This window comes from uncultured Pseudacidovorax sp. (genome assembly GCF_913773995.1).
In the GTDB taxonomy this organism is placed as follows: Bacteria; Pseudomonadota; Gammaproteobacteria; order Burkholderiales; family Burkholderiaceae_C; genus Xenophilus.
Map to the genome: position 1 here is coordinate 1 of NZ_CAJYES010000145.1, position 16594 is coordinate 16594.

Annotated in this window: 14 protein-coding genes and 1 pseudogene; 12 read left to right on the forward strand and 3 right to left on the reverse strand. The window is 69.6% G+C overall.

The window, feature by feature from the left end; genetic code table 11:
- From QZ772_RS13425 to QZ772_RS13435, 3 genes are all read left to right on the forward strand, one after another.
- A partial coding sequence (locus QZ772_RS13425; RefSeq protein WP_295527022.1) for an AzlC family ABC transporter permease occupies nt 1-516 on the forward strand: 516 nt, incomplete at its 5' end.
- Nucleotides 513-851, forward strand: coding sequence for an AzlD domain-containing protein (locus QZ772_RS13430; protein ID WP_295527025.1), 339 nt, complete (start codon nt 513-515; stop codon nt 849-851). The genes QZ772_RS13425 and QZ772_RS13430, both read left to right, overlap by 4 nt.
- A gap of 269 nt (nt 852-1120) precedes the next feature.
- Nucleotides 1121-1921, forward strand: a complete 801-nt coding sequence (locus QZ772_RS13435) for an SDR family NAD(P)-dependent oxidoreductase (RefSeq protein ID WP_295527028.1) — start codon at nt 1121-1123, stop codon at nt 1919-1921.
- 74 nt (nt 1922-1995) lie between these two features.
- Here QZ772_RS13435 and argA read toward each other — a convergent pair whose 3' ends face one another.
- From argA to QZ772_RS13450, 3 genes are read right to left on the reverse strand one after another with little or no spacing between them, the layout of a single operon-like run.
- Complete coding sequence (argA, locus tag QZ772_RS13440) at nt 1996-3345, reverse strand: amino-acid N-acetyltransferase (protein ID WP_295527031.1); 1350 nt, start codon at nt 3343-3345, stop codon at nt 1996-1998.
- 55 nt (nt 3346-3400) lie between these two features.
- Nucleotides 3401-3820 (reverse strand): PIN domain-containing protein, encoded by a 420-nt coding sequence (locus tag QZ772_RS13445; protein ID WP_295527033.1) that lies wholly within the window; start codon nt 3818-3820, stop codon nt 3401-3403.
- A gap of 10 nt (nt 3821-3830) precedes the next feature.
- The gene (locus QZ772_RS13450) at nt 3831-4121 is read right to left on the reverse strand and encodes a DUF6364 family protein (RefSeq protein ID WP_295527035.1); all 291 of its coding nucleotides are present in this window, start codon (nt 4119-4121) and stop codon (nt 3831-3833) included.
- Nucleotides 4122-4199: 78 nt separating this feature from the next.
- On the opposite strand from QZ772_RS13450, the pseudogene hrpA reads away from it, so the two are divergent.
- The 9 genes and pseudogenes from hrpA to QZ772_RS13495 all read left to right on the forward strand — a co-directional run.
- A pseudogene (hrpA, locus tag QZ772_RS13455) lies at nt 4200-5852 on the forward strand (ATP-dependent RNA helicase HrpA); the annotation flags it as partial.
- Nucleotides 5853-6176: 324 nt separating this feature from the next.
- On the forward strand, nt 6177-7034 hold the full coding sequence (locus QZ772_RS13460) for an AAA family ATPase (protein ID WP_295527103.1): 858 nt from the start codon (nt 6177-6179) through the stop codon (nt 7032-7034).
- A 24-nt stretch (nt 7035-7058) separates the two neighbouring features.
- Nucleotides 7059-7490 carry a hypothetical protein gene (locus tag QZ772_RS13465; protein ID WP_295527038.1) on the forward strand — a complete coding sequence of 144 codons (432 nt, stop codon included), beginning with the start codon at nt 7059-7061 and terminating at the stop codon, nt 7488-7490.
- A 43-nt stretch (nt 7491-7533) separates the two neighbouring features.
- Complete coding sequence (locus tag QZ772_RS13470) at nt 7534-8919, forward strand: tetratricopeptide repeat protein (RefSeq protein ID WP_295527040.1); 1386 nt, start codon at nt 7534-7536, stop codon at nt 8917-8919.
- A 19-nt stretch (nt 8920-8938) separates the two neighbouring features.
- Nucleotides 8939-11797, forward strand: coding sequence for a type VI secretion system Vgr family protein (gene tssI, locus QZ772_RS13475; protein WP_295527042.1), 2859 nt, complete (start codon nt 8939-8941; stop codon nt 11795-11797).
- Nucleotides 11798-11812: 15 nt separating this feature from the next.
- Nucleotides 11813-14413: a DUF2169 domain-containing protein gene (locus QZ772_RS13480; RefSeq protein WP_295527044.1), complete on the forward strand. Its 2601-nt coding sequence runs from the start codon at nt 11813-11815 to the stop codon at nt 14411-14413.
- Entirely contained in the window at nt 14410-15462 is a 1053-nt protein-coding gene (locus tag QZ772_RS13485) for a pentapeptide repeat-containing protein (RefSeq protein WP_295527047.1), read from the forward strand. Before QZ772_RS13480 ends, QZ772_RS13485 begins: the two co-directional genes overlap by 4 nt.
- 20 nt (nt 15463-15482) lie before the next feature.
- Nucleotides 15483-16130: a DUF3540 domain-containing protein gene (locus QZ772_RS13490; protein ID WP_295527049.1), complete on the forward strand. Its 648-nt coding sequence runs from the start codon at nt 15483-15485 to the stop codon at nt 16128-16130.
- 8 nt (nt 16131-16138) lie between these two features.
- Nucleotides 16139-16534 carry a DUF4150 domain-containing protein gene (locus QZ772_RS13495; RefSeq protein ID WP_295527051.1) on the forward strand — a complete coding sequence of 132 codons (396 nt, stop codon included), beginning with the start codon at nt 16139-16141 and terminating at the stop codon, nt 16532-16534.
- The last annotated feature ends 60 nt before the right edge of the window (nt 16535-16594 follow it).

The window sequence follows — 16594 nt, forward strand, 5'->3', positions numbered from 1 at the left end:
CTGCCGATGATCCTGGCGGGCGCGCCGCTGTGGGTGATCGTGCTGACGGCGCTGATGCTCAACGTGCGCTTCGTGGTGTTCAGTGCGCACTGGCGGCGTTACTTCGGCCTGCTGCCCCGGCCGCAGCGGCTGGGGCTGGCCTATCTGGCGGGCGATCCGGTGTACGTGCGCTTCATGCAGCGCTACCCGCGGCGCTCGCCCGACCAGCTGGCGTACTTCCTGGGCCTTGCGCTGTTCAACTGGGCGGCGTGGCAGGTGGCCTCGCTGGCGGGCATCTTCCTCGCCGACGCCATTCCGCCGGACTGGGACCTGCGCTTCATCGGCGTGCTCGCGCTGCTGGGCCTGGCGATGCCCATGATCGCGGACCGGCCCAGCTGGCTGGTGGCCGCGGTGGCCGGCACCATCGGCTGGATGGGACAGGGCTGGCCCTTTGGTCTGCAGGTGATCGCAGCCATTGCCGTCGCCATGGCGGCCGGCCACTGGGCGGAACGCCGCCCGCGCATCGCCACGCCATGACCGATCTGCATCTGTGGATCGCCATCCTCGCGCTGGCGGGGGTGACCGTGCTCACGCGCGGCGTGTTCCTGCTGCCGCGCCGGGAGCCGCGCCTGCCAGGATGGCTGGCGTCGGGTCTGCGGCATGCACCGCTGGCGGCGCTGATGGCCGTGGTCGTGCCGGAGGTGCTGCGCGGCTCGGCCGGTGCCGCCGTCGCCACGGGCTGGCATGACCCGCGCTGGCTGGCCGTGGCCGTGTCGGTCGCCTGGTTCTGGTGGCGGCGTGGCGTCACCGGACCTGTCGTGGTGGGGACGGCGACCTTGCTGCTGCTGCGTGGGCTGGGCATGGCGGGCTGAGCGGGGGCGTCGCGGTGTTCGAAGCGATGGGGCGGGGCTTCGACAAGCTCAGCCCGAACGGTTCTTGGATCACCTGATCAGCCATCCACTTCGGTATCGGCGGACGGGCCGGCTATGCACCTCGGTATCGGCGGGCTGGTCATTACCCCCGTTCGCGCTGAGCTTGTCGAAGCGCCTATATACGGCCACCGCACGTGCGTCGCACTGGACGGCTTCGATGCGCGCTTTTCCGACGTCGTGCCGCCTGCGCGCATGCCTTCATGCTGCCCATGACTTCCGCACTCCAACTCTCTTCCGCCCAAGGGCGCGACCGTTTCCATGGCCGTGTGGTCATCGTCACCGGCGCCGGCTCGGGCATCGGCGAGGCTATCGCCCGACGCTTCTCCGCAGAGGGCGCCCATGTCGTGCTGGCCGGGGACCATGCCGAGAAGCTCGACAAGGTCGCGGCCGATCTGCCCGACGAGCGCACGCTGGTGCATGAGGTCGACGTGGCCGATCTGGGCCAGGTCAGTGCCCTGATCGAGGCCACCATCGAGCGCTTCGGCGAACTGCATGTGCTGGTCAACAACGCCGGTATCGCACCCGAGGGCGATGCGACCGATGCCTCGGCCGAGGACTTCCATCGCACGCTGGCGGTGAACGCCGGTGGCGTGTTCAACGGCGCCAAGGCCGCGATGCTGCACCTGGAGCGCAGCCGCGGCTGCATCGTCAACACGGCCTCGGTGTCGGGCCTGGGCGGCGACTGGGGCCTGGTGGCCTACAACGCGTCCAAGGGCGCGGTGGTCAACCTGACCCGCGCCATGGCACTGGACCATGGCAGCCGCGGGGTGCGGGTGAATGCCGTCTGCCCCAGCCTCACCTTTACGCCCATGACCGCGGACATGCAGGGCGACCCCGAGACCATGGAGCGCTTCAAGGACCGCATTCCGCTCGGCCGCGGCGCCGATCCGGCGGAGGTGGCCTCGGTGGTCGCCTTCCTGGCCAGCGATGACGCCAGCTTCGTCAATGGTGCGCTGGTTCCGGTGGATGGTGGCCTGACGGCGTCCAACGGGCAGCCGCGGATGTCGTAGCCGACGACGCGGCCTGACCATCCCATGAAAAAGGCGCGCCCGATGGACGCGCCTTTCTTCTTGGCAAGGCTGCTTCAGCCCAGCTTCTTGACCAGGACCTGGCTCTTGCGGTCCCAGTTGTATTTCTTCTTGCGCGCCTCGGGCAGCCAGTCCGGGCTCACGGGCTGGAAGCCGCGCTTGATGAACCAGTGCATCGTCCGGGTGGTCAGCACGAAGATGCTGTCCAGGCCGATGGCGCGCGCGCGGTGCTCGATGCGCTTGAGCAGCTTCTCGCCGTCGCCCTGGCCCTGTGACTGGGGCGAGACGGTGAGGGCCGCCATCTCGGCGGTGCGTGCCTCGGGGTAGGGGTAGAGCGCCGCGCAGCCGAAGATCACGCCGTCGTGCTCCACCACCGTGTACTGGTGGATGTCGCGCTCGATTTCGGTGCGGCTGCGCTTGACCAGCGTGCCGTCGCGCTCGAAGGGCTCGATCAGCTGCAGGATGCCGCCGATGTCGTCCACGCCGGCCTCACGCACCGATTCGAGCTTCTCGTCGATCACCATCGTGCCGATGCCGTCGTGCACATAGATCTCCAGCAGCAGCGAGCCGTCGACGGCGAAGGGCAGGATGTGGTTGCGCTCCACACCGCCCTCGCAGGCCTTGACGCAATGCTGAAGGTAGAAGGCGGTGTCGGTCGGCTGCTGCGGTGGCGAGAGCTGGGCGAGCCACTTGCGGGCCACGTCCAGGGGCAGCTCGGTGTCGATGGGGTTGTCTTCGCTCACGGGCTGGCTCGGGTCCATGGCGATGCCGGGCACTTCGGTCAGGAAGATCAGCTTGTCGGCCTGGATCGACACGGCGACGCTGGTCGCCACTTCTTCCATCGCCAGGTTGAAGGCCTCGCCCGTGGGCGAGAAGCCGAAGGGCGAGAGCAGCACCATGCTGCCGCCGTCCAGCGCGCGGCGGATGCCGGTGGCGTCCACCTTGCGCACCAGACCGGAATGCTGGAAGTCGACGCCGTCGACGACGCCCACCGGCCGCGCCGTGATGAAGTTGCCCGAGAGGATGCGCACCGTCGAGCCCGCCATGGGCGTGTTGGGCAGACCCTGGCTGAAAGCCGCTTCGATCTCGTAGCGCAGCTGGCCGGCGGCCTCCTGCGCGCAGTCCAGCGCCACCTCGTCGGTGATGCGCATGCCGTGCGAATAGCGCGCCTCGTGCCCCTTGGCCCGCAGCTGCTCGTTGACCTGCGGCCGGAAGCCGTGCACCAGCACGACCTTGACGCCCATGGACTGGATCAGCGCTAGGTCCTGCGCGATGGACGGCAGCTTGCCGGCCGCGATGGCCTCGCCTGCGATGCCGACCACGAAGGTCTTGCCCCGGTGCGTGTGGATGTAGGGCGCCACCGACCGGAACCAGGGCACGAAGGTGAAGTTGAAGACGGCGGACATGCGCGGAGCAGGACTGTGGAAGGTGGAAGCGGAAGGAAGGACGCGAGCCGCCCGTTCAGGCGGCAGCGCGGAAGGGGTCGACCAGCGTCAGGTCGCCAAATCGTCGGCCATGCTGCAGATCTTCGGTGTAGAGCGTGACGGCGCCGCTGCGTTGCGCGGCCTCGACCACCATGGCGTCGAAGATCGAGAGGCCGTGGGCCTGGGCGGTATCGAGCGCCGACTGCACCAGGCGCAGGTCGGTGTCGACCACCTGCCAGGCGCTGTAGCCGTCGAGCAGGGCGCGCACCGTGTCGGCCGCGATGCGGTGCTTGTGGGTGAGCACGCTGTAGAGCTCGATGAGCACCTGCGTGCTCAGCACGCCCTCGGCGGCGGCCGCGTGGCGGGCGACGAGCTCGCGCGCTGCGGCCTGCTTGGTCGGCGAGCGCGGATCGACGCAGTACACCAGCACGTTGGTGTCGAAGAAGGCGAGGGGCACGGGCGAAGCGTCAGTCGGCGGAGCGGGCCCTTGCCCGGAAGTCGCCGTCGTACAGCTCATCGCGCAGGCTGCTGCTGTGTGGCTGCGCGGCCGGCTGCGCCTCGCTGGCGGCGGCGTCGATGGCCGCCATCAGCCGGGCCGTGGCAGCGTCGCGCAACATCTGGCGGCTGGCCTCGGCCTCGTTGACGTACTGCTGCAGGAACTCCCGCACCTTGGCGCTCAGCGACGTGCCCTGCTGGATGGCGCGAACGCGGGCGGCCTTGATGAGCTGGTCGTCGACGTTGATGGTCAGGTTGGCCATGGGCTTCCTCGCAAACTGGGCGCAGCGTTTGGCGCGGCGGCGGGTGTCGGTCGAGTCTACACGGAAACATGTGAACCCGTGTGCTGCGATACTCGGCCGGTGCCGCTCCAGATCGACTTTCCCGATTCCCTTCCCGTATCCGCCAAGCGCGACGAGATCGCCGCCGCCATCCAGGCCCACCAGGTGGTCATCGTGTGTGGAGAGACCGGCTCGGGCAAGACCACCCAGCTGCCCAAGATCGCCCTGGCGCTGGGCCGCGGCAAGCTCAACGCACCCGAGGGCCGCGGCCGACTGATCGGCCACACCCAACCGCGGCGGATCGCTGCCAGCTCCGTGGCCAAGCGCATCGCCGAGGAACTGAAGACGCCGCTGGGCGAGGTGGTGGGCTACAAGGTCCGCTTCCAGGACCGGTTGAGCCGCGACGCCTCGGTCAAGCTGATGACCGACGGCATCCTGCTGGCGGAGACGCAGACCGACCCGCTGCTCAAGGCCTACGACACGCTGATCATCGACGAGGCCCACGAGCGCTCGCTGAACATCGACTTCCTGCTGGGCTACCTGCGCGAGATCCTGCCGCGGCGGCCGGATCTGAAGGTGATCGTCACCTCGGCCACCATCGATGCGGAGCGCTTTGCGAAGCACTTCGAGAGCCGCAACGGGCCGGCGCCGGTCATCTATGTCTCGGGCCGCACTTTCCCGGTGGAGATGCGCTGGCGGCCCTTCGAGGAATCGCGCGAGTACGACCTGAACGACGCCATCGCCGACGGCGTGGACGAGCTGTGGCAAGGCAACGCCGCGGGCGACATCCTGGTGTTTCTGCCTGGCGAGCGCGAGATCCGCGAGGCGGCGGACCATCTGCGCAAGCACCTGTCCCATCAGCCGGTGATGCGCGCGGCCGAGGTGCTGCCGCTGTTCTCGCGCCTGTCGCAGGCCGAGCAGGACCGCATCTTCGAGGGCCACACTGGCCGGCGCATCGTGCTGGCCACCAACGTGGCCGAGACCTCGCTGACGGTGCCGGGCATCCGCTATGTGATCGATGCGGGCACGGCGCGGGTCAAGCGCTATTCCTTCCGCAGCAAAGTCGAGCAGTTGCTGGTCGAGCCGGTCAGTCAGGCGGCGGCCAACCAGCGCGCCGGCCGCTGCGGCCGGGTGGCCAACGGCATCTGCATCCGGCTCTACGACGAGAAGGACTTCGCCAGCCGGCCGCGCTTCACCGACCCCGAGATCCTGCGCTCATCGCTCGCGGGCGTGATCCTCAGGATGAAGTCGCTGCATCTCGGCGACGTAACGGCCTTCCCCTTCCTGGAAGCGCCGAGCGGCCGGGCCGTGGCCGATGGCTACCAGCTGCTGGGCGAACTGGGCGCGGTGGACGATGCCAACGAGCTGACCGACATCGGCCGCGAACTGGCCCGGCTACCGCTGGACCCGCGGGTGGGCCGCATGATTCTGGAGGGCCGCACGCGCGGTGCGCTGCAGGAGGTGCTGGTCATCGCCTCGGCCATGAGCGTGCAGGACGTGCGCGACCGGCCGCTCGAAGCCCAGCAGCAGGCCGACCAGGCCCATGCCAAGTTCGACGACGAGAAGAGCGAGTTCAGCGGCTATTTGACGCTGTGGAAATGGCTGCACGAGGCGCGTGGGGGCGCGCCGGTGGCGCAGACCCGGCGTGAGATGGCCGCCGCGACGCAGGCGCCGAAGAGGGCGAGCGCGGCGGTGTTGCCGGTGAGCCAGCGGCTGGCGGTGGCGGAGGGCGGCGAGCCCCCACCCCAACCCTCCCCCAGTGGGGGAGGGAGCGAAGACCCCTCACGCGCGGGGGAAGGCGGCGAGGACCGCGAGGCCATGCTGGTGCGCCTGCGCGCGCTGCAGGCCGAACTCACCACGCTGCAGGGCGAGTCGCCGCTGATCCTGCCCACGGTGGACTATCAGGCCGTCGCCGCCGTGGTGGGCGACTGGACCGGCATCCCCGTCGGCCGCATGCAGCGCAACGAGATCGACACCGTGCTCAAGCTGCCGCTGCTGCTGGGCCAGCGCGTGATCGGCCAGGACCACGCGATGGAGATGATCGCCAAGCGCATCCAGACCAGCCGCGCCGGCCTGGACAACCCCAGCAAGCCCATCGGCGTGTTCATGCTGGCGGGCACCTCGGGCGTGGGCAAGACCGAGACCGCCCTGGCCCTGGCCGAGGCGCTGTACGGCGGCGAGCAGAACCTCATCGTCATCAACATGAGCGAATACCAGGAGGCGCACACCGTCAGCTCGCTCAAGGGCGCGCCCCCCGGCTACGTGGGCTATGGCGAGGGTGGCGTGCTGACCGAGGCCGTGCGCCGCAAGCCCTACAGCGTGGTGCTGCTCGACGAGGTGGAGAAGGCGCACAGCGACGTGCACGAGCTGTTCTTCCAGGTCTTCGACAAGGGCTTCATGGAAGACGGCGAAGGCCGCACCATCGATTTCAAGAACACGCTGATCCTGCTGACCACCAACGCCGGCACCGACCTGATCGCCAGCATGTGCCGCGACCCCGAGCTGATGCCCGACCCCGAGTCGATGGCCAAGGCCCTGCGCGAGCCGCTGCTCAAGGTCTTCCCGCCCGCGCTGCTGGGCCGGCTGGTGACCATTCCCTACTACCCGCTGTCGGACGAGATGCTGGGCAGCATCGTGCGGCTGCAGCTGGGCCGCATCAAGAAGCGGGTCGAGGCGCGCTACAAGATCCCGTTCGAGGTGGGCGACGACGTCGTCAAGCTGGTGGTCAGCCGCTGCACCGAGAGCGAATCGGGCGGCCGGATGATCGACGCCATCCTCACCAACACCATGCTGCCGGACATCAGCCGCGAGTTCCTCACGCGAATGATGGAAGGCAAGCCGATCGAGCGCGTCCGCGTGGGCGTCGACAACGGCAACTTCACCTACCAGTTCTGACATCGAAACCTGGAGAAAAGACCCATGACCACCTGCAGCTATCCCAAGTGTTCGAAGAAGGCCTTTCGCGACGGTCTGTGCACCACCCACATGCCCAAGGCGCCCGCGGTCGACCGGCCGATCTATACCTGGCAGCCGGGCCTGGTGAAGGGGCTGCTCAAGCCCAACCAGACCTTCATGACCCTGTGCGAGAAGGACACGCCGGCCGAGCCCTACAAGCGGCGCATCGAGCATCTGCGCCTGAACGGCCCCACCGGTGGCTCTCCCGAGCTGGTGCACGGCATCCTGTGTCTGCACGACACCCAGAAGGCCAACAACGTGACCGTGTGGTATTCGTGGGAAGGCGTGGCCATGACCGTCTGGGGCCTGGGTTCGCACTCCGGCGGCAGCGGCGCGGGCAACCGCAAGTACACCATGACGTGGTGCGACGGCACCAACAAGTCGTGGAGCCGTTGAGGCTGCGACCCCTTCCCACTTCCTTCGCCCCCTGCGCACCAAGATGGCCGTCAAGATCACGTCCGCTGCCGCAACGCCGCGCCGAGGCGGCCGGCGCGGCAACACGGTGCGCGTGCATCCGGCCGAGGCCATGCGCATGGCGCTGGGCCTGCACCGCGCAGGCCACCTGGACGATGCCGAGCGGATCTACCGCGAACTGCTCGCCCGCGGCGTGCGCGATGCCAACGTGCTGCACTTCCTGGGCATGCTCACGTACCAGCGCGGTCGGGCCGACGAAGCGCTCGCCCTGATGCGCGAATCGCTGGCCATGGACGCGGGCATGCCCGACTGGCACAGCAACCTGGGCAATGTGCTGCTCGATGCGGGGCAGCTGGACGAGGCGGCCGAAGCCTATGCGCAGGCGCTGGCGCTGCGGCCCGACCATGCCCCGTTTCTCAACAATCTGGGCGTGCTGCTGCACGAGCAGGGCCGGCACGAGGAGGCCGAGCGCGCCTATCTGCGCGCCGTGGCGCTGGTGCCGGACTACGCCGATGCCTACACGAACTGTGCGTCGCTCTACATGGCGGTCGGCCGGGCTCCCGAGGGCCTGCAGATGTTCTGGCAGGCGCTTCTGCACGCGCCGCGTCACGCGCGAAGCCGCCATCTGCTGGGTCTGGCGCTGTACCACCTTGGACGCCTGGAGGAGGCGGCTGCCGTCTACCGCGACTGGCTCAAGGACGAGCCGGACAACGTGCAGGCGCGCCACCATCTGGCGGCGTGCAGCGGCGTCGATGTGCCCGGGCGTGCGGCCGACGGCTATGTCGAGAAGGTGTTCGACGAATTCGCCAGCAGCTTCGATGCCAAGCTGGCCACGCTGCACTACCGTGCGCCCGAGCTGGTCGCCGACCAGGTGGCGGCCTGCCTGGGCGAGCCCCGGGCGGCGCTGGACGTCCTCGACGCCGGCTGTGGCACCGGACTGTGCGGCCCGTTGCTGGCGCCCTATGCGCGCCATCTCGAGGGCGTGGACCTGTCGGCGGGCATGCTGGCCAAGGCCGAGCCGCGACAGGTCTATCACCGGCTGGTCAAGGCCGAGCTGACCGCCTTCCTGCAGCAAAGCGAAGCAGAGAGCCGCGACCTGATCGTCTCGGCCGACACGCTGTGCTACTTCGGCCGGCTCGCGCCGGTGTTCGAGGCGGCGCAACCCATGCTGCGCCCCGGCGGCTGGCTGATGTTCACGCTGGAGGCCATCGATGCCGCCCTGCATCCGCAGGGCGCCGGCGTCGAGGGCTTCGTGCTCAATCCCCACGGGCGCTACAGCCACGATGCCGCGGCCGTGCGTCGGGATCTGGAGTCCGCCGGGCTGGAGCCCGTGGTCTTCGAATCCGTGCACCTGCGCGAAGAGAGCGCCCGCCCGGTACTGGGCTGGCTGGTCGCCGCGCGCCGCCGCTGACCTTCACGAGTCCGATTTCATGGCCACACAGGAATTCCGCATCGAAAGCGACTCGCCCGTCAACAGCGAGCTCATGTTCTGGGGCATCGTCGGCCACGAAGGCCTGAGCCGGCCGGCGGCCTACGAGCTGTCGGTGCTGTCCAAGGCCAACGACCTGGATGCGGCCGATGTGCTGGGTCATGCCTTCGACGTGGTGGTCGAGTTCCTGGACGCCGACGGCAACATGCACGAGCGCCACTGCCAGGGCCATGCGGTGCGCTTCGCGCGCCTGGGCGCGGTGGGGCGCTACTTCGAGTACCGCATCACCCTGCGCTCCTGGTTCTGGCTGCTGACAAAGCGCATCAACGCCCGCATCCACCAGGACAAGAGCGTGCTGGACGTGATGGACGCCACCTTCGAGGACAGCGCCATCAAGCGCTTCAAGAAGACCAAGCCCAGCGGCGTGGTGGGCGAGCACAAGCCGCGCACGTATTGCGTGCAGTTCGAGGAAAGCGACTACGCCTTCGTCTCGCGCCTGCTGGAGGACGAGGGCATCTACTACTGGTTCGATGCCCACGACGCGCCGGGCACCATGCTGCTGGCCGATGGCGCCGGCAATGCGCACGACAAGCTGCCGGTCGTGGGCGAGCTGCCGATGGCCACCGGCGGCGGCGAGGAGCGCTTCGACGAGATCCTGCGCTGGTGCGATGCACGGTCGTTCACCAGCGGCCGCTATGCCTCGCGCGACAGCGACTTCAAGAAGATCCGCACCGTGCTCAAGTCCGACGCCGACGCCTCGGGCGAGCACGAGCTGAGCGACCTGGAGGTGTTCGAGTTCCCGGGCGGCTACTTCGAGAACGGTGCGCTCAACCTCAAGCTCGGCGCGCGCATCGACCAGATGGTGTCCGAGCGCCGCCAGCACTGGGCGCTGACGGCCTGGCCCGACGTGGCGGTGGGCCGCTGCTTCGACTTCAGCGGCGATCCCGACGGCACGCGCGACGGTGCCTACCTGATCGCGGGCTGCACGATGGTGCTGATGCATCCCGGCTACGAAGGCATGGACGCCGAGCCGCGCGACGGTGCGGCCGGGCGTCTGCTGACCGCGCTGCTGGCCGACGATGCCGTCAACGCCCAGGTGCTCGACGCGGTGGGCCGCCTGGTGGCCGAGGAGCCGCTGCTGCACACCGGCCGGCGTGGCGCGGGCCTGTTCCTGCTGACGGCACTGCCCGCCGACACCACTTTCAAGCCGCCGCGGCTCACGCCGCGGGTGCGCATGCCCGGGCCGCAGTCGGCCCTCGTGGTGGGCGCCGCGGGCAAGGAGCACGACGTCGATCCCTTCGGCCGCGTCAAGGTGCACTTCCATTGGGACCGCTACGACAAGAGCGACGAGAAGTCCACCTGCTGGATCCGCGTGTCGCAGCCCTGGGCCGGCAAGGGCTGGGGCGGCTACTTCGCGCCGCGCATCGGGCAGGAAGTGGTGGTCGACTTCCTCAACGGCGACCCCGACCGGCCGCTGATCATGGGCCGCGTCTACAACGACGACCAGCCCATCCCCTATCCCAGCGCCACGCAGAGCGGCTTCAAGACGCGCTCCACGCCCGGCGGCGGGCCCTCGAACTACAACGAGATCATGTTCGAGGACAAGAAGGGCGCCGAGCTGGTGAACATCCATGCCGAGCGCAACATGTCGACCTCGGTGGAGGCCGACGACTCCACCAGCGTCGGACACGACCAGTCCCTGATGGTCCACAACGACCGGACCTCGACGGTCGAGGGCAACGAGAAGACGCTGGTCGTCAAGGACCAGACCAACGAGGTCAAGAAGAACCAGACCAACACGGTCCGCCTGACCCAGACCAACTACATCGATCTGGGGCAGGTCAACTTCATCGGCAGCGCCGGCCAGGCCACCACCGTGCAGGGCGACGTGACCTGGACCACGCCGCTGAACTATGTGCTCACGGCGTCCACCTCCACGACGGTGAACACGGCCAAGTTCACGCTCAACGCGGGCCACGTGGAGCTCAACGCCACCGCCGCGAACTCCTTCAAGATCGCCAGCACGGGGGCGATCACCATCGCCGGTCAGGCCGGTCGCACCGATTCCACCGTGGGCGACCACAAGATCACGGCCACCGGCTCGCTGCAGAGCTTTGCGCCCAAGGTGCTGCAGGGCGCGGCCACCAGCATGGACGTGGTGGCCGGCACCAGCCTGTTCATGTCGGGCCTGGCGGACACCACGGTGACCGGCATGAAGGTCAACGTGACGTCGCTGGGGCCGCAGAAGGACGCGACGCTCGGCATGTTCAGCAAGACCATCCTGGGCATGGAGAGCAAGAACAACATCGGCATGGTCTCGCAGGGGGTGCTGGGCCTCAAGTCCGAGAGCATCGCCGGCCTTGGCCTCAAGCAGCTGATGCTCAAGGTCGACGACGCGGTGCTGCACACCCTCAAGGCCGGTGCGGGCAGCGGCGGGGCGGGCGCGATGCTGGCGCTGGTCAAGGGCATCAACGTGATCGCGCCCCTCCTGCAGATCGCCCTGGGCGTCAAGGACCTCAACTCGGGCGTCAGCCGGGCGTCCGACGCCTACGAGAACGCGGCCAAGAAGCTGGCCGAGGCCGCGAAGGAGATGCAGGCCCTCAATCCCGACCTGGCGGGCAAGCTCACGCGGCTGTCCAGCCGGGCCCAGCAGCGCGCCAGCGAGGAGCACACCAAGGAGATGGTGGGCACGGGGGTGGCGATCGCCGGCGCCGCGCTGGGCGTGGCCGCCACGGGCGTCGCCGCGGCCGGGGTGGTGGACGCCGCCGTGACGCCGATCGCCGATGCCGCGATGAAGGGTTTCCAGGAGGGCGCGGCCGAGGGCATCGATCTGCTGTCCAAGGGCCTGCCGCCCGTCTGATCGCCGCCGTCTTCCATGCAGGTCCACAAGCCTTCCGCGCTGTCGCTGATGCAGCGCAGCTTCGAGTTCCGCGGCCGATCCGGCTGCGCGGTGAGCGCGCTGATGGCCGTGCGCATGGGTCATCCCGACGGGCTGCATGAGCAGACGCTGTGGAAGCTCGTGCAGGCCCACATCGAGGGCGGGCTGGTCGACGAAGGCATGGCCAAGCTCACGCCGGAGTTCCTGGTGTCGGGCCGGGTGCATGCGCCCGCCCACGTGCCCGGCGTGGCAGCCAGCGTCACGTTGGGGGGCGTCAGCAAGCAGGTGCTGGCCTTCGCCCCGCGCTTCTGGGTCGACAACACCGTGCGCACCGGCGGTGCCTTCGAGCCCGTTCCCCTGGACTGGGCCCAGGCCTACGGAGGGGCAGACTTCCCGGCCAATCCGGCGGGCGTGGGGCGCATGCCCGTCGATGGCGTGCACTGGCTGCCGCGGCTGGAGTTGCCCCACTCGCGGGTGGGCACGCCGACTGACGCCGCCGTGCCGGCAGGCTTCGGTGCGCTCGGGCCGATGCATCCCCAGCGCGCGGCACTGCGGGGCACCTACGACGAGCAGTACCTGCGCCAGCATGCGCCCGGCTTCGCGCCGGACCTGGACTGGTCGCACTTCAACATGGCGCCGCGCGACCAGTGGCTGCCCGGGCCGCTGCGCGGCGATGAGCCTTATCTGCTGGAGAACCTTCATCCGGCCGGCACGGTGTTGCAGGGCACGCTGCCGCGACTGCGCGCCCGCGTATTCGCCCAGCATGCGGCCGGCGCGCACGGCGAGGCGACGCTGCGCGAGGTGCCGATGCGGCTGACGACCGTGTGGTTCCTGCCCGAGGTGGAGCGCTTGGTGCTGGTGTGGCACGGCCTCCTGCAGGTGGAGGAGGACGATGCCTCGGACATCGCGCACCTGCTGGGCGCACTCGAACGCCTGGACGAAGGCCGCGCCGACGAGCATTACGCGCAGGTGCTGGAGCGTCGCCTCGACCCGCGCTTCGGCGGCATCGAGAGCCTCGACGAGAGCGTCCTGCTGCCGGCGGACTGGGCGGGGGTCGACGCGGACTTCGACGAGGCCGGCGCCGCTTTCCAGATGGAGGGCCTGCATGCCGAGGCGCAGCTGCGCCGGGCCAGCATCGACGTGGGCCTGGCGCGGGAGCGGGCCATCGAGGCGGGCCGCGACCCCGATGCGCTCGGCCTGAAGATGCCGCAGCGGGAGGCTGCGCCCACGCCTTCGGAGTTGCCGGCCTACCTCAAGGCCAAGCAGGCGCAGGCCGAGAAGGAGCATTGGGCGGTGGTCGACGAGCTGGCGACGCAGCTCGAGAAGATCATGGACAGCGAAGACCTGCTGGGCGTGCGCACTGCCGATCTGATCCAGCGTGGGCCGCCCGACTACTCTGCCGAGCGTCATCTGGCCCAGCTCCAGGCGCAGGGCGCGGCGCTGCCGCTGGCGCCGGCCGCGCTGCTGAGCAAGCTGCGCCTGCAGGAAGACGCGCAACGGGTGGCGTACTGGCAGTCCGCCCATCTGCAGGCGCCAGCGCTGCCGCTGACGGGCGATGCGGGCCGGCAGCGCCGGCTGGAGATCGAACAGATCATCGCGCTCGGCCTGCGCACCCTGCCCTGGATCGACCTGACCGGCGTGGACCTGTCCGAGCTGGACCTGCGCGGCTTCGACTTCACCGCGGCCTGGCTGGAGAGCGTGAGCCTGCGCGGTGCCAACGTGTCGGGCTGCCGATTCGTCGGTGCGGTGCTGGCCCATGCGGACCTGCGCGGCTGCATTGCGGTGGGGGCGGATTTCACGGCGGCGAACCTCGGCGGCGCCGTTCTCGCCGGCGCGGTGTTCGACCAGTCCAACCTCGAAGGGGCCACGCTGGTGCGCAGCCAGCTCGCACAGTCCAGCCTGCGCCATGCAAAGCTGACCGGTGCCACCCTGCACGACAGCATCTGGGGCGCCGCCGACTGGACGGGGTGCGCCTTTCCCGGCGGTACCTTCCACAAGCTCGATCTGCGTGCGCTGGTGCTGGCCCAGGCCGACCTGCAGGGCGCGACCTTCATCGAATGCGATCTGCGCGGCGTGGATCTCTCGGGGGCGCAGCTCGCGGGGGCGAACTTCATCACCTGCGACCTGCGGGAGGCGCGGATGAACGGCGCCCGCGCGCGCGGCATGGTGTGCACGCTCGGCACCGTGCTGGACGGCATGCAGGCCGCGCAGGCCGACTTGAGCGAGGCCAACTGGGGCCAGTGCAGCGCGGTGGGGCTGATCGCCCCCGGCGCGCGCTTTGCCGGCGCCTGTCTGCACCGCACCGACCTTCGGCGCGCCGATCTCAGTCGGGCCAACGTCCAGGCCGCCCTGATGACACGCGCCCGGCTCAGCCATGCGGTGCTGCACGGCCTCGATGCCCGCGATGCCGTGCTCACTCGCGCCAGCCTGCTGGCCGCCGACCTGCGGCAGGCCAACCTCTTCGGCGCGGACCTGTCGCGCGTGGCGCTCAGCGGCGACACCCGCCTGGACGGCGCCCTGCTGGAACGCTGCCGCACCTGGCCCCGGCTCGATGCGCAACAGCAGGCCGTCGCGGCGCAGCGGGAGGCACTGGCATGACGGTGAGCGCGGAACTCCTCGCGCTGGGCGTGGGGCTGGGCGAAGCCTTCGATGGGCAGGATTTCCGGGGCGGGCGCTACGAAGGCGTCTACCTGGCGGGTGGCATGTTCTCGTCCTCATCGTGGGCCGCCGCGGACCTGCGCCAGTGCGATGGCCGCGAGGCCGTGTTCGACCACTGCGATCTGGCCGGCGCCACCCTTGCCGGGGCCAACCTGCGTCATGCCGTGTTCAACCGCTGCAGCCTGGTGCATGCGGACCTTCGCGGCGCCAATCTCCATGCCGCCACCTTCAACGAATGCGATCTCTCGCATGCGCAGATGGCGCAGGCCTGGCTGGGCATGGCGAAGCTGCAGGGCTGCAGCCTGCAGCATGCGGGCCTGCACGGCTGCGAGCTCGACTCGACCACCCTGTCGGAGTGCAGCCTGGTCGACGTCAATGCGGACGGCACGCGCTGGCTGCACACCGTGGTGGCGGGCTGCGATGTGACGCAGCTCACCTGGCAGGGCGCCACCATGACGCGGGCCAGCTTCTTCCGCACGCCGTTGCCGGGCAAGCGCTTCGACGGCGGGCGATTCGAGTCCTGCCAGTTCTCGCAGTGCGACCTGAGCGGATGCTCCTTCGTGGGCGCGCAGCTGAGCCAGTGCAACTTCCAGGGCAGCACGCTGGACGGCTGCAACTTCGCCGATGCCCAGGCCCCGATGGCCGTGTTTGCGCAGGCTCGCGGGCGCGAGGTCGTCTTCACGGGTGCGCGGCTACGGCAGTCGCTGTTCGGCGGCGCGGCGCTGCCCGGCGCCCGCTTCGCCGGGGCCGACCTCTACCAATGCCACTTCGCCGGGGCGGTCCTCAAAGGCGCCCTGCTGGCCGACGCCGACTGCACCTATGCCGACTTCAGCGGCGCGGTGCTGCGTGCGGCCGACCTGCGCGGCGCAGTGCTCCTGCGCGCGGTGCTGCATGCGACCGACCTGGAAGCGGCCCAGCTCACCGATGCGGCGCGCGCCCTGGGAACGGACCCGGTGCGCGCCCGTGCAGAGAACTGGACCGCGGCCTGAGCATTTCACTAGGAGTTCCCATGACCACCGTGCATGTCCCCCCGGCGCCGACGCGTTCCTCCCGTCGCCGCGCACATCCCGCCTCCTCATCGTGCGGCCTGCCGTCGGCCGGCTGGCGGGTGGCGACGGTGCACAGCGTCGATGAAGACGGCCGGATCGTGCTCGGCGATGCACCGGCCACAGCCGCGCGGGCCGCGCTCGGCTGCCTGGTGGCGGTGCAGCAGGGCGATACCGTGGCCGTGCTGTCCCAGGACGGCTGCGCCTGGGTGATGAGCGTGCTGGCCCGGCCCGGCCCGCAGGACCTGGCCCTGCGCAGCCCGGGCGCGCTCGCGCTGCGCGGCAGTGCCATCGACGTGCAGGCCGGCGAGGCGCTGCGGATGCAGGCGCCACAGGTCGCGCTGGATTGCGAGCAGGCCCAGGTCACCGGTGCGCGGCTGAACGTGTTCGGCGCCAGCATCAAGGCCATCGGGCAGGCGCTGAGCAGCGTGTTCGACCGCGCCCATCACCATGCCGGGCAGTACATGCGCACCACGCAGGGCCTGGACCGCACGCAGGCCCGCCACGTCGAACTCCATGCCAGCCAGCTGCTGCAGGTCCATGCGGAGCATGCGCTGGTGGAGGGCGAGAAGCTGGTCAAGGCACGCGGTGCCCAGATCCACTTCGGCTGAGGACCGCCATGTTCGCGAACTGTCAGATGATGGGCACCGACATGGGCTTCCCGGACGTGTGCCTGACCCCCTCGCCCGCGGGACCGGTGCCGGTGCCTTATCCCAACATCGCGATGGGTCCGATGGCCGTGCCCAACTGCCCCACGATCCTCATCATGTGCACGCCGGCCCACAACCTGGGCACCACGGTGCCGATGACCAATGGGGACAACGCGGGCGTCGCCATGGGCGTGGCCTCGGGCACGGTGATGGGACCGTCGCGGCATGTGACGGGCGCGTTCACGGTGCTGTTCAACGGCATGCCGGCCAGCCGGCTCACCAGCATGAGCCTGCAGAACAGCACCAACTGTCCGGGCGTGCGCGTCGTGCCCAGCCAAGCCGTGGTGCTTCTGCTCGCGCCTTGAACGCGCGAGCCGGCGGCCTACCTCTTCCGGCAAGATTGCCAAGGCACGGCACGCCATGAA

Coding starts and splice junctions, on each gene's coding strand:
- QZ772_RS13460 (WP_295527103.1), top strand. CDS start 6,177: ATGATCGCCAAGCGCATCCAGACCAGCCGCGCCGGCCTGGACAACCCC.
- tssI (WP_295527042.1), top strand. CDS start 8,939: ATGGCCACACAGGAATTCCGCATCGAAAGCGACTCGCCCGTCAACAGC.
- QZ772_RS13450 (WP_295527035.1), bottom strand. CDS start 4,121: ATGGCCAACCTGACCATCAACGTCGACGACCAGCTCATCAAGGCCGCC.
- argA (WP_295527031.1), bottom strand. CDS start 3,345: ATGTCCGCCGTCTTCAACTTCACCTTCGTGCCCTGGTTCCGGTCGGTG.
- QZ772_RS13435 (WP_295527028.1), top strand. CDS start 1,121: ATGACTTCCGCACTCCAACTCTCTTCCGCCCAAGGGCGCGACCGTTTC.
- QZ772_RS13485 (WP_295527047.1), top strand. CDS start 14,410: ATGACGGTGAGCGCGGAACTCCTCGCGCTGGGCGTGGGGCTGGGCGAA.
- QZ772_RS13490 (WP_295527049.1), top strand. CDS start 15,483: ATGACCACCGTGCATGTCCCCCCGGCGCCGACGCGTTCCTCCCGTCGC.
- QZ772_RS13470 (WP_295527040.1), top strand. CDS start 7,534: ATGGCCGTCAAGATCACGTCCGCTGCCGCAACGCCGCGCCGAGGCGGC.
- QZ772_RS13465 (WP_295527038.1), top strand. CDS start 7,059: ATGACCACCTGCAGCTATCCCAAGTGTTCGAAGAAGGCCTTTCGCGAC.
- QZ772_RS13480 (WP_295527044.1), top strand. CDS start 11,813: ATGCAGGTCCACAAGCCTTCCGCGCTGTCGCTGATGCAGCGCAGCTTC.
- QZ772_RS13495 (WP_295527051.1), top strand. CDS start 16,139: ATGTTCGCGAACTGTCAGATGATGGGCACCGACATGGGCTTCCCGGAC.
- QZ772_RS13430 (WP_295527025.1), top strand. CDS start 513: ATGACCGATCTGCATCTGTGGATCGCCATCCTCGCGCTGGCGGGGGTG.